Origin of the sequence: Lacticaseibacillus jixiensis (assembly GCF_042847315.1) — a bacterium.
In the GTDB taxonomy this organism is placed as follows: Bacteria; Bacillota; Bacilli; order Lactobacillales; family Lactobacillaceae; genus Lacticaseibacillus; species Lacticaseibacillus jixiensis.
In genome coordinates, this window is sequence record NZ_BAAFPR010000012.1 from 28,947 (window position 1) to 52,882 (window position 23,936).

Consider the following 23,936-nt stretch of genomic DNA (forward strand, 5'->3'; position numbering starts at 1 on the left):
ATGTTAACAGTCACGAAACTGAACAAAACCTACCCTAATCACAAGCGCGGCTTGATCGATGTTTCGGTGCAATTTGCCCCTGGCGTCACGGCGATCATCGGCCCTTCTGGTGCCGGCAAAACGACCTTGTTGCGCGCCATCAACCGCTTGATCACCCCAGAATCCGGCAGTGTGCGCTTAGCCGACACCGAATTGCGCACCGCCAATGCCAAGACGTTGCGCCAAGCGCGGCGGCATATCGGCATGATCTTTCAAGATTATAACTTGATCGAAACCCTGCCTGCCATTGATAACGTCTTACATGGCTGCTTGGCGGCCAAACCATGGCTTGCTGCAATGCTGGGACATTACACCAAAGCTGAACGCGAACAAGCCTTGGCCTTATTGGAAGAAGTGGGCTTGCAAGACTTCGCCTACCAGCGCGCCAAAGACTTGTCAGGCGGCCAAAAACAGCGTGTCGGCATCGCCCGCGCTTTGATGCAAGAGCCGCAAGCGATTTTGTGTGATGAACCGATCGCCAGCCTGGATCCAGCGTCGACGCAAGCGGTGATGACCTTGCTTAAGCAATTGGGCCAACGCGGCATCATGGTGATCGTCAATTTGCACCAAGTCGACATCGCCCGCCAGTTTGCTGATCACGTGATCGGCGTCAACCACGGGCGCATCGTCTTTGACGATGGTGTTGCGGCGTTGGATGAACCGGCATTAACGCGGATCTATCAGGAGGCGGCGTTTGATGACTAATGCACGCTTGCGCCGTTTCGGCTTGCCGGCGGCGGTGTTATTGGCAGTCTTTTGCCAAGTGTGGCTGCATTTGAATTCATGGCAGGCCATCACTGGTGTAGGGGCCGGGTTAAGCTGGCTGGCAACGCATTTTGTCCCAGACAGCAGCGCTTGGCAGCAGTTGCCAACGATCTTGTATCAACTGTGGCGCACGGTGGTGATTGCCGTGGCGGCCACGGTGTGTGCGGCAGCTTGCGCGTTGTTGTTGAGCTTAGCCGGGGCTAACGCCACCGGCCGCGTGGCCTGGCTGCGCGGCGTCATTCGCTTAGTAGCTGATGTGATGCGCAACTTTCCTTTCGTGGCCTGGGCTTTGATCTTGCTGTTTTCCTTCAAGCAGAATGATTTCACCGGTTTCTTGGCGTTGTTTCTGATGACGATCGGTTATCTGACCCGTTCATTCATCGAAACCATTGATGAAACTGCCGGCGGTGCAGTCGTGGCCTTAACTGCCACTGGCGCGCGCTATTGGCCAATCATGCGCCAAGGCGTGTTGCCGCAAGCAGCCGGGGGCTTGACGTCTTGGGTGTTGTATATGATCGAAAACAACGTCCGGGATGCGACTTTAGTCGGCATGCTCACCGGCACCGGCGTCGGGTTTGTGTTTGACTTGTACTTCAAGTCATTCAACTACCCTGCTGCCGGGTTGGTGGTGGTGTGCTTGATCGTGGTGACAATCGCCATTGAACTGACTTCAACCAAAATTAGGCAGGTGTTAACGCAATGATCGCAGAACCCCTTACCCAAACGCCGCGCCCGGCCAAGCCGCGGATCCGCAAAACCAAAGCGCAAACCACGCTGCGTTGGACGATTTATGTCTTGGTGGCCACCACCGGCTATGCTTTAGCCACGATCCACACTGACCATTTAAATTGGGGCCAAGCTTTGGCCAGCTTCTGGCATAACTTGCAGCTGATGATCATCCAGCCGCATCTGGGCTCAGACAGCATTCAAGAATTGCTGGCGGCTTTCATGAACACCGCCAGCCTCGCGATTCTAACCACCTTGATCGGCGCGGTATTGGCTTTTGGCTTGGCCTTGCCTACCGCTTATGGTCCAAAGCCTGTGCGCACCATCATGCGGTCGCTAATGGCGGTGATCCGCGCGATTCCCACGATCTTATGGGTGTTGGTGTATGCCGTGGTGATCGGCTTAGGCAATGAAGCTGCCGTAGTCGGCTTGACCTTTCATTCTGTGGCCTATTTAACGAAGGCTTTTGCCGAAGCGATGAGTGAAGTCCCCCATGAGAAACTGGCCGCCTTATCCACGACTGGCTGCGGTTTTGCTTTGGTCGTGCGGCACGCGCTGTGGCCCACGGTGCGCGCCAGCTTATTATCTTGGAGCTTCATTCGCTTTGAGATCAACTTCACCAATGCCGTGGCGGTTGGTGCCGCCGCAGGAACTGGCGGCATCGGCTACAACTTGTTTATGGCCAGCGCCTTTAACTTTGACTTTCAAGAAGTCGGCGCCATCGTTTATGGCTTGCTGGCGTTTACGATCGTCTTGGAATGGCTGGCTGTGCGCATGCGCAATGTACTCAATTAACCTTGGAGGAAGATATGTCCATCGAAGCTGTGATTTTTGATTGGGCCGGCACCACCATCGACTATGGTAGCCGCGCCCCACTGCTGGCATTCCAGCAAACTTTTGCTCAATATGACATTGCCTTAAGCGATGCCGAGATCCGCCGCGACATGGGGCTGGATAAGCGCCAACACATCCGTCAATTACTCAAAGACCCGCAAGTCGCCCAAACGCTGCAAGCGGCTTATCCGCAACTGGCCACCAATGAGTTGATCGAAGCATTATTTACCCAATTCAAGCGCCATTTGCAAATGATCCTGCCGCAAACTGCGCAACTCAAACCCGGAGTGGCAGAATTGATCGCATTCTTAGAAGCCAACCACATCCCTTATGGCAGTACTTCCGGCTATGACGCCGATATGATCGCCCAACTGTTGCCGCTGGTCAAAGCCCAAGGCTATGCGCCGCAAGTCAACGTCACCAGCGCCCAAACCCAAGGTGTTGGCCGCCCGGATCCGGCGATGAACCGCTTGGCCATGCAACAACTTGGCGTGCGCGATCCAGCCCGCGTCTTGATCATCGGCGACACCGTCAACGATGTGCTGGCAGCCCAGAATGCCGGTGCCAACGCCGTGGGCATCATTGAAGGTGCCAATCTCTTGGCCATGTCACAAGCGCAATGGGCCGCCTTGAATGACCGTCAAAAAGCCGAAGCCAAAACTCGCGTGCGCGGCCAATACGCTGCCGCTGGCGCCGATGTGATCGTCTCTTGTGCCAGTGACTTGATCCAATTGATCCGCCAAGAAGCAGATCTGGAGGTGGCGCGATGACCCCCTACAAATTACTGACTCCAGGACCATTGACCACCACCGATTCGGTGCGCGCAGCCATGGACTTTGATTACTCCACTTGGGATGACGATTACAACGCCATCACCCAACGCCTGCGCAGCGGGTTGGTCCACTTGGCGCAATGCGACAGTGAAACTTATGCCGCGATCTTGTTGCAAGGCAGCGGCAGCTTTGCCGTTGAAGCCACGCTGCAAACCGCCATCCCCCGCCATGACGCTTGCGTCTTAGTCGGTGTCAATGGCGCTTATGGCCAGCGCATCACCGAAATGCTGGAATACTTGGCGATCCCGCATGTGGCGGTGATCGGCCCAGAAACCCAGCCGCTATCAGTCCAAGCGCTGCAAGAAGCCATTGCCGCCAATCCGCAACTCACCCATGCGGCAGTGATCCATTGTGAAACCACCACCGGCGTGTTGAACCCGATCGAAACTTTGGTGCCAATGTTTAAAGCGGCCGGTTTGATCACGATCGTTGATGCGATGTCGAGTTTTGCCGGAGTGCCGATCGCCACGCAACAATTAGGCATCGATTATTTGATCTCAAGTGCCAACAAGTGCCTCGGCGGGGTGCCAGGCTTTGGCTTCATCATTGCTAAGCGCGCAACCATCGCCAACACCAAAGGCCACGCCCGCAGCTTATCGCTGGATCTTTATGAACAACTCGCCTGCATGGAATTATTTGCCGGCAAGTGGCGCTTCACCTCCCCGACGCATGTGGTGTTGGCCGCGATGCAAGCGTTCGACGAATTGATCCAAGAAGGCGGCGTGGCAGCGCGCAATGCCCGCTTCAAAGCCAATCAGGCGCGCTTGAGTCAAGGCATGCAAGCATTGGGCTTTGAATTGATCGTCGACGCGGCTGATCAAAGCCCGATCATCACCAGTTTCAAGTATCCCAGCGAAGACTTTGCCTTTCGGGATTTCTATGAAGCCTTGAAACAACGCGGCTTTGTCATTTACCCAGGCAAAGTCGCCGAGATCCCAAGTTTTCGCATGGGCAACATTGGCGACATTGAAGCCACAGACATTCAGCGACTGCTTAAGGCGGTCAAGGAAGTCTGCATGACCCAAATGACCTTGCCGTTAGGAGCCGATTAAGCCCCCTCCCCGCGCGCCTGTGATCTGATTGTTAGATCGCAGGCGCGTTTTTGTGGCGAACAACTTGAATTGTTTGTGGCTTCATCCCCTTGGTTAAACCCGGCGAAAGCGCAAGATCGCGCAGTTATCGTACCCCTACTTTGAGAACGCTATTGCTTAATGGTTACGTTTTCTATAAAATAAAGGCAGTAACGTGTATCACGCTTACATTATTAATTGGAGGAAATCATGACCATGCGTAAAACCAAAATCGTTTCGACCTTAGGGCCTGCGTCCAACGACTTGAAGACTATCAAGGCGCTGATCAACGCCGGTGCGAACATTTTCCGCTTCAACTTCTCTCACGGTGACCATGCCGAACAGCTTGGCCGCATGAACTTGGTGAAGCAAGCCATGCAAGAAACCGGCGTGAAAGTCGGCTTAATGCTCGATACCAAAGGCGCCGAGATCCGCACCACCGCCACCACTGACGGCGGCAAGGTCGCATACGAAACCGGCGACAAGATCATTTTGTCCATGAACACCGGCAAGCTCAGCCAAAAAGGCGCCGTTGATATCACTTACGGCGGCTTATACGACGACGTTGACTTGGGCCATCATGTGCTGTTTGACGACGGTTTGTTGGACACGGAGATCATCGCCAAGAACCCAGAAACTCGCGAATTGACCCTTGAAGTACAAAATCCCGCGACCTTAGGCTCCAAGAAAGGCGTTAACTCGCCTGGTGTTTCCTTGCAGCTTAAAGGCATCACCGACCGCGATAAAGACGATATCCGCTTTGGTTGTGAACAAGGCATCAACTTCATCGCCGCTTCTTTCGTCCGCAAAGTTTCCGACGTTGAAGAGATCCGCGCCGTGCTTAAAGAAGCCGGTGCCGAAGACGTTTTGATCATCCCTAAGATCGAATCACAAGAAGGCATCAACAATGCCGACGACATCTTGGCTGCCGCAGACGGCTTGATGGTTGCCCGTGGCGACATGGGTATCGAGATCCCTTATGAAGAAGTCCCAGCAGTAGAACAAGAATTGATCCACAAGTGCAACCTCGCCGGCAAGCCGGTGATCACCGCCACGCAAATGTTGGACTCCATGCAAGAAAACCCGCGGCCAACCCGTGCTGAAGTCACCGACGTGGCCTTTGCCGTATTGCAAGGCACCGATGCCACGATGTTGTCTGGCGAATCTGCTAACGGGGATTACCCAGTACAATCCGTGCACACCATGGCTGTGATCGACGAACGCGCCGACAAAATGCTGCCTAAGCACTCCCCAGTCTTAGACGAACTCAAGCAATCCGGCTCCATCACCACCACTACTGCCATTGCCGCAGTCACCGCTGCCGAGCGCGTCAACGCCAAGGCGATCATCACCTTGACTTCCAGCGGCTACACCGCCCGTCAAATCTCGCGCCTGAAGCCGCAAGCACCGATCTTGGCAGTGACTTATGACGAACGTACCGCAAGTTCCTTGTTGCTGTCTTGGAACGTGACGCCTGTGGTATTCGACAAGAGCCAAGATCTTGAAAGCTTAGTCGCCGATGCCGAAGCCAAGCTCGTTGCTTCTGGTCAATTGGAAGCCGGTGACGTGGTGGTCATCGTCGCTGGTTTGCCATTGTATGAACCAGGCTCCACCAACAACGTGCTGTTGCGCCGCGTGGCAGAATAAATTTAATGTGCGCCTTTCGCCAATCATGGCGGAAGGCGTTTTTTTGGTCTCAAGGCTCACACGTGCATGTCCTGCCTCCAATTCGGTACACTTAAGATATACCAATAAAGGAGGAACTTCATGCCAGAGCCAACTTTAATCGATCCGCGCCGTTTGTATCATACTGCAGACTTTCCCAAACAACCTGACGCAAGCCCCGCTTTGCAAGCCAAAATGACCCCGGTGCCGGATTGTGGCGAAACCAGCTATGTCGGCCACGACCGCTTGTTAAACCGCCGTGTCTTGATTACCGGCGGCGATTCCGGCATCGGCCGCGCCGCAGCGATCGCCTACGCCAGAGAAGGCGCCGATGTCGCCATCCAATTCTTGCCTGGTGAAGAAAGTGACGCGCAAGCCGTCGCCGAATTGATTGAAGCTGCCGGACGCAAAGCGGTGCTGTTGCCAGCGGACTTGCGCGAACTTGAACATTGCACCGATGTGGTGGCCAGTACCGTCGCCGAACTTGGCGGCTTAGACACCTTGGTCTTAAACGCCGCCCAGCAGCTGCAACACCCGAAGCTTTCAGAATTGCCGCTGCAACAAGTTCACGACACCTTCACTGTCAACATTGAAGCCATGTTTGCGCTTGTCAAAGCCGCAAAACCCCACCTGAAGCCAGGCAGTGCGATCATCACCACGACCTCGATCCAAGCGTTCTCCCCCAGCCCCAACCTCTTGGACTACGCCGCAACTAAAGCGGCCATTGCCAATTACACGGTGGGCTTGGCCAAAGCCTTGGCACCTGACGGCATCCGCGTCAATGGCGTCGCCCCTGGTCCAATTTGGACACCGCTGCAGCTCGATGGCGGTCAACCAGCCGAGAAGCTGGCAACTTTTGGCCAAGACACTTTGCTGCAGCGTGCCGGCATGCCGGTGGAACTGGCGCCGGTGTATGTTTTGTTGGCGTCTAATGAAGCCAGCTATATCACCGGCCAAATCTATGGCGTGACTGGCGGTGATAACTGATTGGTGGCAAAATAGGCGCGCCGCTTTCATGAACAGTCATGAAAGCGGCGCGCCTTTATGTGAGTTTAGTCCTTCTTCAATGCCTGACGCTGCTTGCGGACAAAATCATGGACCTTGCCTCGCGAGTGATGCAAGCGGCCGGTGTAATACTCGGCGATCAAGGCATTGATCACCACGCCGATCAACAACAGCCAACCGGAGAAGTTTAGCCACAACAGCAGCACCATGAACGTGCCGATGGTACCATAAGAATCAAAGCGCGCCCCGAAATAGCGCATGTATAGCGAGAAGCCTTGCGCTAACGCCAACCAGCTGATCACTGTGAAGCTGGCGCCTGGGATGATCGTCCAGAAGCGAATGCGGACATTTGGCAAGAAATAGTCGATCGAGAAAATCACCATGATCAAAGCCGCTAGCGTCACCGGCCAGCGCAAGGTGTTAAAGGTCGCCAACCAGTTATCGCTTAAGCCAAACAACGGCACCAGCCATTCCAAGAATTGCCGCCCGAAAGCAAAGGCGATCATGACCGACCCTAACGCCAACACCAACAAGAAAATCACCAGCATCGACAACAGCCGCTGCACGAAGAAATTCGACGGCGGCGTGATGCCATACGCCTTGTTAAAGCCATTCTTCAACGCGTTAACGCTTAAACTCGCTGCCCATAACGTCGCCACGGCCCCAATCGACAACAAAGAGCCGGAAGTCGAATTCAGTAAATTATGAATGACCGGATTCAGCCACGTCATGATGCTTTGCGGCACCACTTGGCCTAAATACGCCGATACCCCATCATAGCTGAAGCCAAACAACGGCAACAAGTTCCCAAACAAGATCAACATCGGAAACAGCGATAACAACGAATAGAACGCCAACGCCGCACTGGTCGGGCCCAGCTCCGCGTCATTGATCCGGCGCAGCGCCAACTTCAGAAACTCGCGGAATTTGACTTTCTTGGGCAATTTCATTTCCGCCAACGGGATCCGCCCTTCATCAAGGGCTTGGCGTTGCGCTTTGGTCAACGGCACAACGGCAGCGTGGCGCAAACGCAATAATTTAAATTTCCGGCGCTGTGCCATGTGGTCCTCCTTCGTTGATTTAAAGCGGCTTTAGGCATAAAACAAGCGTGTTATTCACACGCTTGTCGTTTAATAAGCTCTGCTAATCGTACCGTTTGGATAATAGAAATACATATGTACCGCAACGCTGGTGCCATCGGCTTGGGTTTGATACATCCCCACTTCATACGCCGGCACGCCGGTGTAGTCGCTGCCGTACTGGATCACGCCGACGTTATCGATGCGCGTGTCTTGCTGCTCTGGATGATTGGCATAGAACGTTTGCACCGCCGCCACGGCTTTGGCTTTAGGATCGACTTTAGCCGCTTGGGCCTTGGATGAACTGGCGGCCTCAGCCGCTTTTGAAGCGGCCACAGCACTGGCGGCTTTGGCACTGCTTGCCGCTTTGGCTTGAGAAGCAGCTTTGGCACTGGATGCTTTAGCCGCTTTAGTGGAACTGGCAGCGGCTAAGCTGGCCGATTCACTGACGCTGGCGGCTTCTTTAGACACCGATTTGGCCTTGCTCAAGCGCGCTTTTTGCGTCTGTTTCGGCGCTTGTTTCACCACCTGGCTGGAACTGGCCGCAGCTTGCGGCGCAGCGCCTACGCCAAACAGCGGCAGCACCCGATCATACACCAACACCGCAGCCAACAGCACCAATGCCGCCACCAATTGCCGGCGCGCCGAGTGCACGACGGCCGTCATGCGCCGTTCACGTGTCCGCACATATTGCCGGCTAGCGGCATGGCGATAGCGCACATAGAAGCTGATCAGCACCACCACCACCAGCAGCACTAACAACCCTTCACGAAACAACATGTTATGGATCAAACTTGCCCCCATCAGCGGACCTCCAAGTGTGTTTACTATTATCATTATAGCAGTCTGGCACACCTGCGCCAATACACAACGCTTAAGCGGCGCTTTTTGGCCAAAAAAATACCGCCGAAGCCGGCGGTATTGAGATCATGCTAATTCATGCACATGAAAAGCTAACGGTTCAATGGCTTGCTTGGTCCAAGCTTGCAATAACGGGGCTGTATCCAACTTGGCATCCACGATTGCGATGCCGCAATCGCCGCCGCCAGCACCGCTGGACTTAGCGGCGCCGCCGGCAGCTTCGGCCAAGTCGCACATGGTTTGCAAAGACGGTGTTTCGATTTCGACACCAGACAACTGGGCCAATTGATTCAACAACTGGCGATTGGCGCGAATGCCGGCTTGGATCGCCGTTAAACAATGTTGATGGAAGCCTTCGATCAAGCCTTCCAGCGTCCGTTCACTGGCGGCTAAGAATTTCTGATAATCCGCATGTTCTTTAGCTTGGGCAATGGCGATCTTATCCACCAAGCGGCTGGTGGAAGCAGGCGAGCCTGTCCAGCCGATCAACAAGCGCAAGTCTTTAGGCGCTTCGAGCAATTCAATGGACAAGCGCGGCCAATCCATATCCAGCAATTCGGCTAATGAATGCTCGCGCCGCTGCGCTGCCAGCCACGTTTTGTCAAAAGAGCGATACGCGATCCAGCCGCCGTACACAGATGCGGCAATGTCGCCTAGCGAGCCGTTGCCTTGAATGTCCAAATGCGCGATGGCCGCCAGCTTGTACAGCTGGGCGTTGGTCATATGCAATTGATAGAATTGATCCAAAGCCTTGACGGTGGCCACGGTGACCGCAGCCGAGCTGCCTAAACCATATTTCTTGCCGTCGTTTGAATCCAAATCTGAATCCACATCCATGGAATACAGCGCCAACGTCTTGCCTTTCTGGCGGGCATACATTTCGGTGCAGCGGATCGCACTAAGGATATAGTGGAATGGATTGTCCCGGTTATCGAACACCATTTCATCACCATTGCGCTGCCAAGTCAGCGAATTCTCTTGATATTGCTTGGAGTTGATGCTGCCGTATGTGTCTTGGACCGTTACGGTCACCGTCACAAACTGATTTAATGCCACGATCACCGCGGGGTAGCCAGTTTCCACCACGGCGTATTCACCAGCAATATACAACTTGCCAGGCGCCTGCGCTGTTACCAATCCATCAGAACCCTTCACCAAAGTTTGACCCGAAGTACCTTTCGGGGTGCAAAATGATTATACGTTAACCGCCAGTTAACCGCGCATCAGCACGCCAACTGTAACGAATTCTCAAGAATCACACCTTACTATTCTAGGCATCCTGTGAATAGAACACAAGCCGAATTTTGCCGGTTTTAGATGATAGCGTCACCACCGCTTGGCGCCACTGCCGCAACAAATGCGGCGTAATCATCGATCACTTGATGCAAATAACCTTTGCACCACTTCGCAATCACCGCATCAAACTGCTTGTTCATGTAGCCGACCGCCGCGGCGGCGGTGGGACTTTGCACATGCGCCATCGCCAGCAAATATGCACACACATCTGCATATACGCCAAACTGTTCAACGCTTAAGCCGCTAATGTCCAGCGACTCTTTCATGTCCCGAAACTGCCGCACATAATAGCTGCGCTTGCCTAGGGTAAACCAGCCCAGAAACGGATCAGAGGCTTTCTGCAAGATCTGTTGAGCCGCGATGATGCGCTGGCCGGCACTGACTTCAAGATCCAAATCCAATTCTTGTCCAGCACTTAACTCCCGCCGGCGCGGCAAGGCTTCTTTGATCTGCAGCACCAAAGGACTGCCGCCAGGGCCGGTTAACAACGCCAAATAACAATGCGTGCCAAAGCTGCCGATACCGACACTGTGGCGGATCAAGTCGGTGAGATGATACTGGCGCAACAATAAATTCACATCTGCGCGCGTGGTTTGGCGATAAGCCGCCAAGCCTTGCATCAAGCCGACTTCAGTGTCGGCTTCCACATGCACCGAACGCGGCGCGCGGTCAATGAAGCGCAGCTGGCCGCGACCATTGGTGGTGGTGTATTTCTTCACCACCGATTGATGATCGCGCTTGGCGGCTTTATTGACGACGCGCTGGATCAAATCGCCGGCATCGGTGTCGTCTAAGCCTGCCATCAGATCATGGACTTCCGTTGAGGCATAGAAGCGCTCCAGCACCGTTTGTTTGCAAGCGTGGTGCATACTTTTGCGATAGGTCCGCACCAAATGGCGCACCAAGTCATCCATGGCATCTTCGGCATAATGCTGCTGGGCGCCAAGCAAATACGCCGACGTGGCCAAGCGCTTGATATCATATTCGAAGGGATTGATCGCCGCTTCATCAAAATCATTCAAATCAAACAACAACTGGCGCTCAGGCGACGCATAGAAGCCGAAATTCTGCAAATGCGCATCCCCATCGCCAAGCAGCTTAATGTCAGTATGCGCTTCATGGCTTAAGTCATGCGCCATCAATTCTGCCGTGCCGCGGAAGAACGCCGCTGGATTCTGCAACATGCGCGCGTGGCGCTGCGGCAATAATTCCGGGATCAAATTGGCTTCGATGGCGGAAATAAACGCCACCGGGTCGCGTTCCAACACCGGCCGCAAACCAAGGCTGTCGATTGGCGTGTGCTCGCGCTCAGCTTTGCCTAACGCCATTTGAGCGGCGACGCTTTTGATGGCAGCATCTGGGGTAAGTTGTTCGATCAATGATTGCATATGTATCCTCCTAAAAAAGCCCACGTGACCAAGCACGTGGGCCATGCGGCAGCTGCCGCAGTTACATGATGGCGTAATGGTCGCTTAACGCCTTGGCATTCTGGGTGAAGCGGCCATTGAGCATGAAGTCTTGCACCACTGCTTGCAAGATGTCCGTCATTTGCTCGCGAGACAAATCAGCATACCCAGCCGCTTGCAAATTGGCAATGCCAGTGGCCACGATCCACAACCCCATCAAGGCGTTGCGGCGCTGAGCCAGCGGGATCTTGGCTGCTGGTGCGTAGTCGTCGAAGCGCTGCAAGGCCGTTTCCATGGCGAAGTCGCGCATTTCTTCCACGCCAAAATGGTCTTCAATAAATACTGCGTGATACAAACGTGAACTGCCTAGCGCAAAGTTGATGTAGGCCAACCCCAAATCGACCACCGGATCAAGTGTGTAGCGCTTGGAAAGTTTGCGCACCAATTCTTGCTTGATCTTCTCCATCACTGCAATTTTCAGCCGCCCCATCGAGCTGAATTCTAAGTAGATCGGTTGCGTCGAACAACCGAGTACGCGCGCGATGTTGCGCGCGGTGAAATTCTTGAAACCCCCATCTACCACTAAATCATAAGCCGTGTTAAGGATCTGCGTTTCTGTGATCGACTTAGTTCGTGACATCTTGTCCCCTACTTTCGTCATGCACCCCATATTTTAATAAACCTAATGTTATTTTACCAAAGCTTAGGGAAAACGCAATCATTTATCACGCCGTGCATGGCCTCGCCGCTTCACACCGCGGAAAAAGCGCGTTTTGTTATCTGCACGCGGCCTGGGGTTTGTGTTAGAATCAACTAAATGAGAAAAAAGTGAGGAAAAATCATGACCCTGCCTAATTTTGCTGAGAACCTGAAGAAATATGCAGCATTAGCGGTACATACCGGCGTGGGCGTGCAGCCTGGCGATACGGTGTATTTGCAAATCGATACCGAGCAGCGCGAATTGGCGCACTTGATCACTGCAGAAGCCTACGCCGCCGGTGCCGCCGAAGTCCAATTGTGGTGGCAAGATGACACCATTGCGCGGTTTGATATCGCCCACATGAAAGAATCCCGCTTGAAACATCCCAGCCCGGACATGGCGGCGAAATTCAAATACTGGCTCAAGCATCACGCCAAGCGCATCACCGTTACCTCAGGCGACCCGGACAACTTGGCAGGCTTGGATCCGCGGCGCATCGCCGATCAACAAGCCGGCTTTCGCGACGCGTATGCGCCGCTGATCGATGCGATTTCTTCCAATCAGATCTCTTGGACGATCATCGGGGCTGCAAGCAAGGCTTGGGCCAAGAAGGTCTTCCCTGAAGCTTTGGACCCGGTAGACGAATTGTGGGATGCAATTTTCAAGACGACGCGCATTTACGCAGATGACCCCGCTGCGGCATGGCGCAAACACGACGAATTATTGCGCCACAAAGCCGCTTGGCTCAATGAACAACAATTTGACGCCTTGCATTACACCGCGCCAGGCACCGACTTAACGGTGGGCTTGCCAGAACATCATATCTGGGAAGGCGCCGGCTCCTTCAATCCGCGCGGCGAAGAATTCATGGCCAATATGCCTACTGAAGAAGTCTTCACAGCGCCTGACTGCCGCCGCATCGACGGCACTGTCGCTTCAACCAAGCCGCTTTCATACGCCGGTACGATCATTGAAGGCATGCACTTCACCTTCATGAACGGCCAAGTGATCCGCGCCCATGCCGATCGCGGCGACGCGGTGTTGCAGAACTTGTTGATGATCTCAGGCGCGCGCAGCTTAGGCGAAGTTTCATTGGTGCCAGACCCCAGCCCTATCAGCCAATCCGGCATCATCTTCTATAACACCTTGTTTGACGAGAATGCCTCAGATCACATGGCTTTGGGCATGGCTTATCCCTTCTCCGTTGAAGGCGGCGTGGCAATGACTGATACCCAGCGCCAACAAGTCGGCTTGAATGTCGCCGACACCCATGTTGATTTCATGATGGGCTCAGCTGAAACTGATATCGACGGCATCCGCGCAGATGGCAGTACCGTGCCGATTTTCCGCCATGGCGATTGGGCATAAGCTGCAACAACAAAGGCGCCACATCATCCTTCCGGATTGATGTGGCGCCTTTGTGGTTACTTGTTGCTTATTCTGCGCGTAACGCGATGGCAGCGTCTTTCTTAGCCGCCATGCGGGCTGGCACATGCCCGCCTAAGATGGTCAAGACTGTCGACACGATCACTAAGACGATGGCATGCAGCGGATTAAGCACCGCGACGCCGGACAAGCCGGTGACGTTAGCCAACAAAGAATTGATCGGGAAGGTCAAGGCCCAAGCCACGATGATGCCAAACACCCCGGCACCAAAGCCTAAGATGAAGGTTTCCGCATCAAAGACTCGGGTAATATCCTTCTTGCGCGCCCCTAAGGCTTTCAAGACGCCGATTTCTTTGGTCCGCTCCAACACACTGGTATAAGTGATGATGGCGATCATGATCATGGAAGTGACCAGTGAAATTGCCGCAAAAGCGATCAAGACATAAGTGATCGCATCCATCAACCCGCCGGTCATATCACTGACAGTGCCAGCCAAGTCGGTGTAAATCACTTGATCGGCCTTTTGCTTGCCTTTGTTGTATTTGTCCAAATACTTCAAGACCTTGTCTTTGAGCTTGAAGTTGGTCGGATAGATCTGAATGGACGTTGGCGTCTTTGAACCGCCAAGCGTGGCCAATACTGTACCGCGAGTGGCTGTGTCCATGCTTTGGCCAGTGATGACGTTAGCTGGGCTGGCTTTTTGCGCAGTAACGATTGCGGAATCATCATTGGCGTTAAGCACTTGCTTGGTCAATGCGGCACTGTAGGCAACACCGCTGGCCAATAAGCCATCAGAGTTCTTGGACTTGACGCGGATCACCGCGCGCACCGTTAAGGTCTTGGTGTTTGGCGCAGTGGCGGCTTTAGTCAAGTCTTGCGCCGGCATGAAGGTACCGGTAGGCAGCTTGGTGTAATAGTCGTCGTTAGTCATCAACTTGACCTTGGTACCGACTAAATCATTGAAATTGAGCTTCTGGCCTTCTTTGACGCTAAAGCCTAAGTTCTTTAAGGCGTTGATATCCAAGGAATTATCCTTGTTCACCACTAACACGATGTCGGTGGCTTTAGTCGGATAACTGCCGGCGATGACTTTGTAATAAGTCTTCAAGAAGCTTTGGCCACCGTTGCGATCGATGGGATACACACTGCCGCCCACGCCGGTGCTGGCTGCCATCATCGCTGAATAATCGGCGGTTTTGGCATCAGGGTTGCTGGTGGAGAAGCTGACGGATTGGTACTTGCCGTTGACTTCACGCGCCAGGTTCATGCCGGTGCCATAAGTGATGGCAATGTTCTTGGCATCTTTTTTAGGCAGTTTGTTGATGTAATCTAAATAATCTTGATCCAACTTGTTGGTGTGTTGGGCCTTTTCAGCGTCAGACTTGGCGGCGGTGACGTGCTTGGCTTTGGAGAAAGTCTTGGTACGCGTACCGGTCATCATCGAGCTGGTATCGGTGCCGGTTTGCGAAATCGTCACCGGCATCGACGCCATGGCCTCTGATTGGGTCTTATCGATTTGTTTCTGGAAACCGTTGGATAACGCCAGCACCACGGCAATGGAAATGATGCCGATACTAGAGGCGAACACGGTCAAGAACGTGCGGCCTTTCTTGGTGCGGATGTTGTTGAAGCTTAACTTCAACGCCGTCCAGTAACTCATTTTGGTGCGATTCAAGTTGAAGGCATTGGGTTTGTCGTGTTCGACATGCGGATGCGAATCGTGTTGGATCTGGCCATCGGCAAATTCGATGACGCGATCAGCGTACTTGCGCGCCAAGTCTGGGTTATGGGTGACCATGATGACCAAGCGTTCTTTCGACAGGTCTTGGATCAGCTGCATGATCTCTTCGGAAGTTTCCGAATCCAACGCGCCAGTTGGTTCGTCGGCTAACAAGATCTCTGGATCATTGGCGATCGCCCGGGCAATGGCCACGCGCTGCATTTGGCCGCCGGAGAGTTGTTGCGGCGACTTGTGCATGTGGTCTTTCAACCCGACGCGGATCAAGGCATCTTCGGCGCGCTGCTTCTTTTCTGCCGCAGACACGCCTGACAAAGTCATCCCCATTTCGACATTGTCCATGATCGACAAGTGGGAGATTAAGTTATAAGACTGAAAAATGAACCCAACCGAGTTGTTGCGATACGCATCCCAATCGGCGTCTTTGAAGTCTTTAGTCGACTTGCCGCGGATCACCAAGTCGCCTGAATCATAGCGATCCAAGCCGCCGATGATGTTGAGCATGGTCGTTTTGCCGGAACCGCTCGGGCCTAAAATCGCAACGAATTCTTGCTCGCGGAAGGCCACCGACACGTCGTCTTGCGCTTTGGTCAGCGTGCCGCCGACGTGATAATATTTCTTGATATGTTTAAGCTCGAGCATATTGTCTCCCCTTAATGTCACATGAATTTCAGATACTTAACAATTGTTAAGTATCGTCAACTGCGGTAAGCTTGTCAATGAATTGTAAACAATTAAATCAAAATCAGCCTTAGGACTGACTGGAAAGGAACCCCCATGACCAATCCTCCTGAAGATATTGCCTTATTGGGCCAGCTGTTCATTACCATGGCCCATGAAGCCTTGCATAACAGTGATCTTGAAGAACTGCAGCTGACCCCGCAGCAAATCATGACCTTGATCGTCGTTTACGCGCATCCTGGCTGCACCATGAGCGAGTTGGCACAGTTGCTCGGCACCACTGCGCCGCAATTGACCCGCACGATCCATGCGCTGGTGAAACGCGATTTAGTCGCGCGGCAACCCAACCCGCAGAATCGCCGCCAAATCAACATTTTGCGGACCAAAGCCGGCGATGCGATCGCCGAAGCGCATATGCGGCGGGTCCAAGCGCGCATCGAACAACACTTCACCAACTTGTCAACGCAAGACCGCAGCCAATTGACCGACGATGTCCAAGACATCATCCGCTTATTGACCAAAGCCAAGTTCATGCCTGAAGCCCGCTGACGATCCGCAGGCTCATGAGTTGCCTTGAGCCATGCTGGCAAGCACCGCTTGGGTGGTAGGAATCGATGGCTGCGCGCCGGCGTGTTGTACCGCGAGCGCCGCTGCTGCCATGGCGTAAGCCACCGCCGCTTTGAGATTGCTGAAGTCAGGCTTGGCCTGAGCCACTAACGCCCCGATGAATGTGTCGCCTGCGGCAGTGGTATCCACAACTGGCACCTCACGCGCCGCAAGCAGCTCAGTCATGCCGGCGCCTGACACATAAGCGCCGCGTGCGCCTAAGGTGATGATCACGACTTTGACACCGCGCTGGTGAAACCATGCGGCACTTTGCGCCATGCTCGTCACATCACTGATGGCAATACCGGTCAAGGCTTGGCTTTCTGACGCATTAGGCACGATCAGATCCACCATGGCCAAAAGCGACGGCGCCAAGGTTTTCGGCGCCGGCGCCGGGTTTAAGACGGTAGTTTTGTGGGCGGCGCGGGCTTCATTGAACGCTGCACGAATCGCGGCGATCGGCACTTCACATTGCGCCACGACGAAATCGGCGCGGCGAATGCGCCCGGCATGGGCCATAATTTGCCTAGGGGTTACGGCATAATTGGCCCCATGGTCGATCAAAATCGAATTCTCGCCGCTTGGCTGGACCATGATATACGCTCGGCCAGTAGCAGCGTTGGGAATTGTTGCCACGCCAGCCAAATCAATGGCTTCTTTAGCAAGTTGGCGGCGTAATTCATGTCCAGCGTCGTCTTTACCTGTTGCGCCAATGAAGGCGACTTTGGCCCCATTACGACTGGCGGCAACAGCTTGATTGGCCCCTTTGCCGCCGGCGGCCAGTTGCGTGGCACTGAGACTGAGGGTTTCGCCGCCAACTGGCAAGCGCGGCACTGATAGAATGTGGTCAGCGTTGATACTGCCAATAACGGTGATGTGATTATTCAATATGCTCATTTCCTTTTAATCAAAAATTTGTATGACCTGTGGTAAAATGGTGAGATTGCTTATTATTAGAAAGGAAGTACCTTATGTCTCGCCAAATCCGCCGCACCATCGCCATCTTGATCTTCAGTGAATTTCTGATCTGTTTAGGGATGAGCCTGATTTTTCCGGTGATGCCTTTCATCAAGAACAGCCTGCATCTGTCTGCGACGGATATGGGGGTCATGTCTTCATTATACGCGCTCACGCAGTTCGTCGCCTCTCCGATCATCGGCCGCTTGTCTGATCGCATCGGGCGCAAACCGATCTTAGTGGGTGGTTTGGTGTTGTTTGCCATTTCTGAAGTGTTGTTTGCTTTGACCAACCACTTGTATATGTTTGATATTTCGCGGATCATCGGTGGCTTGTCGGCAGGGATGTTCGTCCCTACTGCCCAAGCATTAGCAGCTGATGTTACCGATCACAAGCAGCGCGCTAAAGTGATCGGCTGGCTGTCGGCGTCATTATCTGGCGGGTTGATCTTAGGCCCTGGCTTAGGCGGGATCTTAGCCGGCTATGGCTATAAGGTGCCATTCTGGGTGGCGGCGGCCTTCGGGGTGTTGAGCATGTTGGCGACGATTTTCTTGTTGCCAAATGACCGCAAACTCGGCTTGCACAAGGAAGTCGCAAACACCCAAACTGCCGCAACCGATTGGCGCAGCGTCTTAGGCGGGCCCATGTTGATGTTGTTTGTGATGATCTTGGTGTCAAGCTTTGGCCTGCAAGGTTTTGAAAGCATCTATTCAATTTTCGTTAACGAAGTCTTCAAGTTCTCCTTGGCTGATATCGCCTTGGTGTTGACCTTAAACGGCGTGATCTCGTTGATCATTCAGGTGCTGTTCTTTGACCGCTTGATCACTTGGTTGTCGGAGCTGCGCTTGACGCGGATCTGTTTTGCCGGCAGTGCCTTGGCAGTGGCTTGGATCTTGGTGGCGCACACCAAGTGGGAAGTGATGGTCGCCACTTTGATCGCCTTCACCGCCTTTGACTTGCTGCGTCCGGCGATCACCACCTTGTTGACCAAGCAAAGCCATGACAACCAAGGCATTATCAACGGCTTGAATCTGAGTTTGACCTCGATTGGCAATATTTGCGGGCCGCTGATTTCAGGCGCCTTGCTGGATTACAACTACCACGTGCCATACGCATTGGTGGTAGGCTTCTTGGCGGCATCTTTTGCCTTGTCTTACACGATCCATTTGCATCACAAAATCGCTTAACGAATTGGCCCCAATGCTTTGATCTCTAGATCAAGACATTGGGGCCAATTTGTATTCGCACCATGTGCACAACATGTTTAGCGGTCCTTTCTATCAGCCAACTGATTGCTGGAAACGCGCATCTTCGCGTACCGCCAAGGCAATGCGGGTGAAGAACAAATTGATATTGCTGCCGTAATTGTCCCAATCCAACACGATTTGACCAGGTCTGGCAACTTTTTGAGAATGGCTGCGCATTCCGTGACCGTTTGATGTGGCCACTTGGACCACATAAGGACTGTTCAAGGCCAATTTGCGGTTGCGATAACTGCTGTCAATGACGCGCAATTCAGGCGCCACGGCGTGCAGTCGTTTGACCAAATGGCTGAAGCCGCACACGAATAACACGTGATGGGCCAAGCACCAGGCAAGGCCTTCAAGCGCCAACTCGCTTAAGTAGTAATTAAAGCCGCTGGGTTTTGTCATAATGTTTACCTCCTTCATTGGTTATTCTAATCGTAACAATTTGCTGGCAGCGCTTGCAAATTTAAGCTTTAAGCCAAATAAAGCGTGCCGCCATTATTGACGACACGCTTTATCTGATGAATAAATAATTGATCATGATAAGTTTCTGCTGGCTACAGCCAAGCACACAAGCGATTGACCACTAAAGCCAAGCCTGCCATCACCGCCATGCCAATGGCCAGCATACCGTTAAGCTGCTGCCAAGCGCTTAACAAAGGCGGATACACCCACCAGCCAACGCCATAAAGCACCAGCGCAATCACGATCAAAAGCGGCAAGGCAGCTAACGTGTTGTGCAGGTCTTGTTTGGACAAGCTGGCACCAAACGTCAACAGCACCATCACCACGCCCCAAATTGCGACCCAAGGCCAATTAGGCGCAGGCGCGATGCGCAACACCTGCGACCAAGCAGCACCAGGATACCAGGCGTATTTGCCCAGCAGCACCAAGATAATGCTGATCCCCCACAAAGGCGCCGTAGAAGCCAGAAACAAGCCCAGCTGATGCTTTGGCGAGCGGCGGTTATACGCGAAGCTCACATGCGCTGCTGAGCGCGTATCTGCTTGCAGCGAGAACTGTGTGACTTGCAGGCCAAACAAGCGCCCCACCGCCGCATGCAGCAGTTCATGCACGAAGATCCCCGGTTTCATCAGCCACAGCTGGCTGTTGGCTTTGCCGCGCTTGTTCACCACGATTTGAATGGTATTGGCGTTAAGCCATGACAGCCCTAAGCAGAATGCCACCACCAAAGCGGCGGTGAGTATGACAGTTGACAGAAACGATTGCATCAGTGTCCTCCCAGGGAATTTTTGTGATTCGTTACGCGTTTGACATCTAAATTGCCCGCCACATATGGTATAACATAGGTAAATCAACCAGGGGGCAATTAATCCATGAACGTGATCTTCCACATCGACGAAACAGCTAAGTGGCCAGTTTTATTGAGCAATGTGCAACACTTCCAAGAATGGCTGGCGGCACAGTCAGACAACTCCACGCTTGAGATCTTGATCAATGGCGAAGCCGTGACCGGTGCTTTAAGCGGCTCTGATATCGACTTGGGCTTGCTGGCGCGCAGCGTGAATGTCGTGGTTTGCGCCAACTCCATGCACCAGCGCAACTTGAAACAAACTCAGCTGCAAGGCGGCATCGATGTCGTGCCATCAGGCGTGGTGGAACTCGCCCAACGCCAGCACCATGGCTTTGCCTATATCAAACCGTGAACTTCAGCGACTCGCCTTGGCGGGCCGCTTTTTTTATTGTGAAAGATGGCCTGGGGACTTGCAAGCTATCCGGCTAAGCTTAATGTTTCCGCAAGAGGCACGTCGTTTTGGCAAGAATAACCGCCCCCAAATCAAGACGGCCACCGCCTGCCTAGCGAATATTTGTGGACTTATTTGCTTGACCATTGATGCTGCTGACTTGGCAAAAGCCGGTCCAACGCGGTTCGCGCTTGGGTTTGCAAATCGCCACAAAATACTTCTTCAAGATCAAAAAAACCGCTAGCAAGCCTTGTTATCAAGGTCTCTAGCGGTTGAACAGATTCAAACCGGGTCACTAATGCAACGGGAGAGACTCGAACTCTCTACCTATGGTTTAGGAAACCATTGCTCTATCCAGGTGAGCTACCATTGCAGACTTGACCATTATACGGAAGAATGCGCCCGCTTGCAAGTCAAGCGGCGCCTAGCTTTGCGTGTAGCTGGCTTCGATTTGGCTGAGCATTTGGTTGAGCTGCTTCTTGCGGCTGTGGCCCATCAACAACATCATCAGCTTCTGGTTCAGATCCCGCGCGATGCTGTTGAACTTGCTGCCTTCTTCGTAAGTCACTTGGACCTTGTTGTCTTGCGTTTCTTGGATATCATAAGCCACGGTGTAAAGCCCACCGGTCATTTCCGTTTCAAAGGCATAAGCGCGGTTGACCACATTCTTGGTGATCTTAATGCGCCCGTATAACTTGCCGCCGATCATTTTCTTATATTCATAACCTTGCAAAGCGGCAGGTTTCAAAGTTTCGCCAGTGTTTTGCTTGATGTCATACAACACCGAGTCGATTACTTTGGTGTAGAAATAACTTGCTGGAATATTCAATGTCCGTACGATTTTCATAAAAAAAGTCCCCCCAGTTCTCGATCAATGCGGCTTGCGCTTGCCTTTGTTCTTTTGGTCACGCAAGCGTTTCTTCTTGTGCTTTGGCTTTGGCGGTTCAACTGCCGAAGCTTTTGGCTTAGCCGGCTTGGCAGCAACGGGCTTAGCGGCGGCCATGCGCGGTGCAGCTTGTGGCGCAGCGTCTGCTTCAGGATTCTTGGCTGGCGCTTCGGTGGTCAGCTTACCGTCGACTAAATACCCGCGCTTAATGTCATATTGCGGCACCAATTTCTTTAAGTCGCGGCGATCATGGTCATCGCCTAGTGTCACCACATAGCCTTTGTTGCCCATGCGGCCGGTCCGCCCGGCGCGATGGATGTATGCTTCGGCGCGCTTAGGTGCGGAATAATTGATCACCGCCGGCAGCTTCTTGAGGTCTAACCCCCGCCCGGCCAAATCAGTCACCAACAAGAACGTCACCTTATGCTTGCGAAACGCCGCCAGCGCATTGGCGCGGTTGATCGAGCGGTCATTGCGCGACAGCACGGCAAACTTCACTGCTTGATGATGCAAAATGCTGGCCACTTTCTCTAAGGTCCCGTTGTTGTTGAAAAATACCAGCGCCGAGAAATCATCCAAATGCGCCAAGGCCCGCAGCCACTCTACGCGATGGGCGTTATCCGTTTGCACAAACAAGTGCTGGACGGCGCCTTGGGTGTGGTCTTCTTGGCGCACGTCAATGGTTTCGGCTTCAATGCCAAACCATTTGTCTAACTCATTGAACATGGCACTGGCCGTTGCTGAAAAGAAGGCCATTTGCACATCGGCAGGTGCCGCCATGGTCAACGCACGCACCTGATCAAGCCCTGGATCGCGCAACAATTCGTCGGCTTCATCCACCACGATGGTCGTTAAAGCATGCAGCTTCAAGTTGCCGGCGTTGACCAACTCGACCATGCGCCCGGCAGTCCCTACGATCACTTCTGGATGGCGCTTGAGTTGTTCCTTTTGGCGCTTGACGTTGGCGTTGCCGGTGATGCCAACCACATTCAGGTCCACGGCTTTAGCGTAAGGCTGCAGCACGTTGCGGGTTTGAATGGCCAATTCTTGTGACGGTGACAAGATCAACAGCTGCACACCGTCGCCTGGCACTAACGTTTCCAACAATGGCAAGCCAAATGCCAAGGTTTTGCCTGAGCCAGTCGGCGCTAAGCCGATCAGGTTGACGCCTTGCTTAAGCGGCTGATAAACCCGCTTTTGGATCAAAGTCTGTTCGGTAAAGCCGGCTTGTTGCCATAAAGCTTGAAATGGTTCTGCGATCAAATTGAGTCCTCCTAGCGTCAGGTCTAGGCCTGCGCTGAATCAAAAATGCGATAAGTAAGTCTTCTTGCAAAGCTGCTTTAGTCGGTGAAATGCAATCCTGCTGATTGCCGCAATTCTGCCATCACTTGATGCACCGTTTTGGCCAGCGACCATTTCAGTTCAAATGCGGCGCGGTCGTTTTGTTCAAAGGCTTGAGCAAAGAAGGCGGCTTCTTCGGTCATGGGATTGGCGGCATGCGGCACTTGGATGCTTTGGTCATTAAGCCGCAAGTGATTCAACTCCCCTGGTGAATCAAAGCGCAAGGTGTCGCGGCCAAAGTACAATTCAGACGGCGCTTGCGAATTGGCGGTTTTACCCATGCGCAACACCACATCTAAATCTTGATAAGCCAAGCAGGCCACGCCATCCCCGTCGATGCCATTGGCCAACTTGTGCGCCAAATACGTGGCTTGTTGCGGCTTGCCAAACCAGGCCACCGCCGCATACACCAGATACACGCCAAGATCCATCAACGCCCCGCCGGCAAAGCGCGGCGAGAAAATGTTCGGGTCGTCACCAGCTAAGAACGCGTCATAGCGCGAAGAATACTTCATATAACCCAAGCTGGCTCCAGTCGCGTGATGCGTGAACAAATACTGCTGAATCACCGCAAAGTTCGGATCGTATAAATGCCGCGCCGCTTCAAACACCATTGCTTCAGGATGAGCATCCAAAGCCGCTTGGATCTGCGCCAATTGACTGATATGGCTGACCAAAGGCTTTTCACAAATCACATGCAAGCCGTGGTTTAACGCGGCCACGGTTTGCGCGGCGTGCAAGCTGTTGGGACTGGCAATGTACACCACATCAATGCCGCTGGCCAAGAAGGCTTCCAAGTCGGTGAAAGCCTGCGCCGGGTTAGTTTCGGCGATGAACTTGTCAGCCGTGGCTTGCTTGCGCGAATATACCGCAGTCAGCTTGAAGCGGCCTTTTGCCGCTTCGACAAACTGCTTGGTGATCCAATTGGTTCCAATAACGCCTAATGTCAACATCAGCCAGCCTCCTTGTTTAAACCTGACACATACACTAGCTCTATCATAACAAATCTGCGCGGCGATTGCTGAAATCTCTTTGTGACGACACTGCAACAACGTTACGAAAATGTCAGGCGGTTTTCACCACGACGTAATCGGTTCGTGCTATGATTA

23 protein-coding genes and 1 tRNA gene are annotated in these 23,936 nt (G+C 53.3%); 11 read left to right on the forward strand and 13 right to left on the reverse strand.

The window, feature by feature from the left end:
* From phnC to ACGG90_RS09000, 7 genes are all read left to right on the forward strand, one after another.
* Positions 1-744, forward strand: a complete 744-nt coding sequence (gene phnC, locus ACGG90_RS08970; RefSeq protein WP_390408527.1) for a phosphonate ABC transporter ATP-binding protein — start codon at positions 1-3, stop codon at positions 742-744.
* The gene (locus ACGG90_RS08975) at positions 737-1,507 is read left to right on the forward strand and encodes an ABC transporter permease subunit (protein ID WP_390408530.1); all 771 of its coding nucleotides are present in this window, start codon (positions 737-739) and stop codon (positions 1,505-1,507) included. Before phnC ends, ACGG90_RS08975 begins: the two co-directional genes overlap by 8 nt.
* A complete protein-coding gene (locus ACGG90_RS08980) occupies positions 1,504-2,325 on the forward strand; it encodes a PhnE/PtxC family ABC transporter permease (protein ID WP_390408533.1) in 822 nt (273 codons plus the stop codon). The genes ACGG90_RS08975 and ACGG90_RS08980 overlap by 4 nt, the downstream gene beginning before the upstream one ends.
* Before the next feature lie 14 nt (positions 2,326-2,339).
* Complete coding sequence (phnX, locus tag ACGG90_RS08985) at positions 2,340-3,134, forward strand: phosphonoacetaldehyde hydrolase (RefSeq protein WP_390408536.1); 795 nt, start codon at positions 2,340-2,342, stop codon at positions 3,132-3,134.
* On the forward strand, positions 3,131-4,249 hold the full coding sequence (phnW, locus tag ACGG90_RS08990) for a 2-aminoethylphosphonate--pyruvate transaminase (RefSeq protein WP_390408538.1): 1,119 nt from the start codon (positions 3,131-3,133) through the stop codon (positions 4,247-4,249). The genes phnX and phnW overlap by 4 nt, the downstream gene beginning before the upstream one ends.
* A gap of 228 nt (positions 4,250-4,477) precedes the next feature.
* Complete coding sequence (gene pyk, locus ACGG90_RS08995; protein WP_390408541.1) at positions 4,478-5,914, forward strand: pyruvate kinase; 1,437 nt, start codon at positions 4,478-4,480, stop codon at positions 5,912-5,914.
* 120 nt (positions 5,915-6,034) lie between these two features.
* Positions 6,035-6,919 (forward strand): SDR family oxidoreductase, encoded by an 885-nt coding sequence (locus tag ACGG90_RS09000; protein WP_390408543.1) that lies wholly within the window; start codon positions 6,035-6,037, stop codon positions 6,917-6,919.
* 65 nt (positions 6,920-6,984) lie between these two features.
* Here the strand turns inward: ACGG90_RS09000 and ACGG90_RS09005 are convergent, their stop codons facing one another.
* From ACGG90_RS09005 to ACGG90_RS09025, 5 genes are all read right to left on the reverse strand, one after another.
* Positions 6,985-7,998 carry a YihY/virulence factor BrkB family protein gene (locus ACGG90_RS09005; RefSeq protein ID WP_390408544.1) on the reverse strand — a complete coding sequence of 338 codons (1,014 nt, stop codon included), beginning with the start codon at positions 7,996-7,998 and terminating at the stop codon, positions 6,985-6,987.
* A gap of 69 nt (positions 7,999-8,067) precedes the next feature.
* Positions 8,068-8,820 (reverse strand): hypothetical protein, encoded by a 753-nt coding sequence (locus tag ACGG90_RS09010; protein WP_390408546.1) that lies wholly within the window; start codon positions 8,818-8,820, stop codon positions 8,068-8,070.
* Positions 8,821-8,943: 123 nt separating this feature from the next.
* The gene (locus tag ACGG90_RS09015; RefSeq protein ID WP_390408548.1) at positions 8,944-10,014 is read right to left on the reverse strand and encodes a phosphomevalonate kinase; all 1,071 of its coding nucleotides are present in this window, start codon (positions 10,012-10,014) and stop codon (positions 8,944-8,946) included.
* A gap of 176 nt (positions 10,015-10,190) precedes the next feature.
* Positions 10,191-11,561 (reverse strand): DUF2252 domain-containing protein, encoded by a 1,371-nt coding sequence (locus tag ACGG90_RS09020; RefSeq protein ID WP_390408550.1) that lies wholly within the window; start codon positions 11,559-11,561, stop codon positions 10,191-10,193.
* A 61-nt stretch (positions 11,562-11,622) separates the two neighbouring features.
* Positions 11,623-12,219, reverse strand: coding sequence for a TetR/AcrR family transcriptional regulator (locus ACGG90_RS09025; protein WP_390408552.1), 597 nt, complete (start codon positions 12,217-12,219; stop codon positions 11,623-11,625).
* A gap of 201 nt (positions 12,220-12,420) precedes the next feature.
* Here ACGG90_RS09025 and ACGG90_RS09030 point away from each other — a divergent pair, with 201 nt between their 5' ends.
* On the forward strand, positions 12,421-13,647 hold the full coding sequence (locus tag ACGG90_RS09030) for an aminopeptidase (protein ID WP_390408554.1): 1,227 nt from the start codon (positions 12,421-12,423) through the stop codon (positions 13,645-13,647).
* Between the two features lie 67 nt (positions 13,648-13,714).
* On the opposite strand, the gene ACGG90_RS09035 is transcribed toward ACGG90_RS09030, so the two are convergent.
* On the reverse strand, positions 13,715-16,045 hold the full coding sequence (locus tag ACGG90_RS09035) for an ABC transporter ATP-binding protein/permease (protein ID WP_390408556.1): 2,331 nt from the start codon (positions 16,043-16,045) through the stop codon (positions 13,715-13,717).
* A gap of 135 nt (positions 16,046-16,180) precedes the next feature.
* Between ACGG90_RS09035 and ACGG90_RS09040 the strand changes: the two genes are divergently transcribed.
* A complete protein-coding gene (locus tag ACGG90_RS09040; protein WP_390408557.1) occupies positions 16,181-16,633 on the forward strand; it encodes a MarR family winged helix-turn-helix transcriptional regulator in 453 nt (150 codons plus the stop codon).
* 12 nt (positions 16,634-16,645) lie between these two features.
* On the opposite strand, the gene rbsK is transcribed toward ACGG90_RS09040, so the two are convergent.
* Positions 16,646-17,578, reverse strand: a complete 933-nt coding sequence (gene rbsK / locus ACGG90_RS09045; RefSeq protein WP_390408559.1) for a ribokinase — start codon at positions 17,576-17,578, stop codon at positions 16,646-16,648.
* An 83-nt stretch (positions 17,579-17,661) separates the two neighbouring features.
* Between rbsK and ACGG90_RS09050 the strand changes: the two genes are divergently transcribed.
* Entirely contained in the window at positions 17,662-18,834 is a 1,173-nt protein-coding gene (locus ACGG90_RS09050) for an MFS transporter (protein ID WP_390408561.1), read from the forward strand.
* A gap of 93 nt (positions 18,835-18,927) precedes the next feature.
* On the opposite strand, the gene ACGG90_RS09055 is transcribed toward ACGG90_RS09050, so the two are convergent.
* On the reverse strand, positions 18,928-19,299 hold the full coding sequence (locus ACGG90_RS09055; RefSeq protein WP_390408563.1) for a hypothetical protein: 372 nt from the start codon (positions 19,297-19,299) through the stop codon (positions 18,928-18,930).
* A 152-nt stretch (positions 19,300-19,451) separates the two neighbouring features.
* Positions 19,452-20,126, reverse strand: a complete 675-nt coding sequence (locus tag ACGG90_RS09060) for a hypothetical protein (RefSeq protein WP_390408565.1) — start codon at positions 20,124-20,126, stop codon at positions 19,452-19,454.
* 105 nt (positions 20,127-20,231) lie between these two features.
* On the opposite strand from ACGG90_RS09060, the gene ACGG90_RS09065 reads away from it, so the two are divergent.
* On the forward strand, positions 20,232-20,561 hold the full coding sequence (locus ACGG90_RS09065; RefSeq protein ID WP_390408567.1) for a DsrE family protein: 330 nt from the start codon (positions 20,232-20,234) through the stop codon (positions 20,559-20,561).
* A gap of 338 nt (positions 20,562-20,899) precedes the next feature.
* Here the strand turns inward: ACGG90_RS09065 and ACGG90_RS09070 are convergent.
* The 4 genes from ACGG90_RS09070 to ACGG90_RS09085 all read right to left on the reverse strand — a co-directional run bounded on the left by ACGG90_RS09070 (position 20,900) and on the right by ACGG90_RS09085 (position 23,780).
* Positions 20,900-20,973: transfer RNA gene (locus ACGG90_RS09070), tRNA-Arg, on the reverse strand.
* Positions 20,974-21,024: 51 nt separating this feature from the next.
* Positions 21,025-21,447 (reverse strand): DUF3284 domain-containing protein, encoded by a 423-nt coding sequence (locus ACGG90_RS09075; protein WP_390408569.1) that lies wholly within the window; start codon positions 21,445-21,447, stop codon positions 21,025-21,027.
* A gap of 24 nt (positions 21,448-21,471) precedes the next feature.
* Positions 21,472-22,746: a DEAD/DEAH box helicase gene (locus ACGG90_RS09080; RefSeq protein ID WP_390408694.1), complete on the reverse strand. Its 1,275-nt coding sequence runs from the start codon at positions 22,744-22,746 to the stop codon at positions 21,472-21,474.
* Between the two features lie 80 nt (positions 22,747-22,826).
* A complete protein-coding gene (locus tag ACGG90_RS09085; protein ID WP_390408571.1) occupies positions 22,827-23,780 on the reverse strand; it encodes a Gfo/Idh/MocA family protein in 954 nt (317 codons plus the stop codon).
* Between the last annotated feature and the right edge of the window lie 156 nt (positions 23,781-23,936).

Bases quoted from the DNA above. Each gene is read 5' to 3' on its own strand.
- phnC (WP_390408527.1), top strand. From the start codon at position 1: ATGTTAACAGTCACGAAACTGAACAAAACCTACCCTAATCACAAGCGC.
- ACGG90_RS08975 (WP_390408530.1), top strand. From the start codon at position 737: ATGACTAATGCACGCTTGCGCCGTTTCGGCTTGCCGGCGGCGGTGTTA.
- ACGG90_RS08980 (WP_390408533.1), top strand. From the start codon at position 1,504: ATGATCGCAGAACCCCTTACCCAAACGCCGCGCCCGGCCAAGCCGCGG.
- phnX (WP_390408536.1), top strand. From the start codon at position 2,340: ATGTCCATCGAAGCTGTGATTTTTGATTGGGCCGGCACCACCATCGAC.
- phnW (WP_390408538.1), top strand. From the start codon at position 3,131: ATGACCCCCTACAAATTACTGACTCCAGGACCATTGACCACCACCGAT.
- pyk (WP_390408541.1), top strand. From the start codon at position 4,478: ATGACCATGCGTAAAACCAAAATCGTTTCGACCTTAGGGCCTGCGTCC.
- ACGG90_RS09000 (WP_390408543.1), top strand. From the start codon at position 6,035: ATGCCAGAGCCAACTTTAATCGATCCGCGCCGTTTGTATCATACTGCA.
- ACGG90_RS09005 (WP_390408544.1), bottom strand. From the start codon at position 7,998: ATGGCACAGCGCCGGAAATTTAAATTATTGCGTTTGCGCCACGCTGCC.
- ACGG90_RS09010 (WP_390408546.1), bottom strand. From the start codon at position 8,820: ATGGGGGCAAGTTTGATCCATAACATGTTGTTTCGTGAAGGGTTGTTA.
- ACGG90_RS09020 (WP_390408550.1), bottom strand. From the start codon at position 11,561: ATGCAATCATTGATCGAACAACTTACCCCAGATGCTGCCATCAAAAGC.
- ACGG90_RS09025 (WP_390408552.1), bottom strand. From the start codon at position 12,219: ATGTCACGAACTAAGTCGATCACAGAAACGCAGATCCTTAACACGGCT.
- ACGG90_RS09030 (WP_390408554.1), top strand. From the start codon at position 12,421: ATGACCCTGCCTAATTTTGCTGAGAACCTGAAGAAATATGCAGCATTA.
- ACGG90_RS09035 (WP_390408556.1), bottom strand. From the start codon at position 16,045: ATGCTCGAGCTTAAACATATCAAGAAATATTATCACGTCGGCGGCACG.
- ACGG90_RS09040 (WP_390408557.1), top strand. From the start codon at position 16,181: ATGACCAATCCTCCTGAAGATATTGCCTTATTGGGCCAGCTGTTCATT.
- ACGG90_RS09050 (WP_390408561.1), top strand. From the start codon at position 17,662: ATGTCTCGCCAAATCCGCCGCACCATCGCCATCTTGATCTTCAGTGAA.
- ACGG90_RS09055 (WP_390408563.1), bottom strand. From the start codon at position 19,299: ATGACAAAACCCAGCGGCTTTAATTACTACTTAAGCGAGTTGGCGCTT.
- ACGG90_RS09060 (WP_390408565.1), bottom strand. From the start codon at position 20,126: ATGCAATCGTTTCTGTCAACTGTCATACTCACCGCCGCTTTGGTGGTG.
- ACGG90_RS09065 (WP_390408567.1), top strand. From the start codon at position 20,232: ATGAACGTGATCTTCCACATCGACGAAACAGCTAAGTGGCCAGTTTTA.
- ACGG90_RS09075 (WP_390408569.1), bottom strand. From the start codon at position 21,447: ATGAAAATCGTACGGACATTGAATATTCCAGCAAGTTATTTCTACACC.
- ACGG90_RS09085 (WP_390408571.1), bottom strand. From the start codon at position 23,780: ATGTTGACATTAGGCGTTATTGGAACCAATTGGATCACCAAGCAGTTT.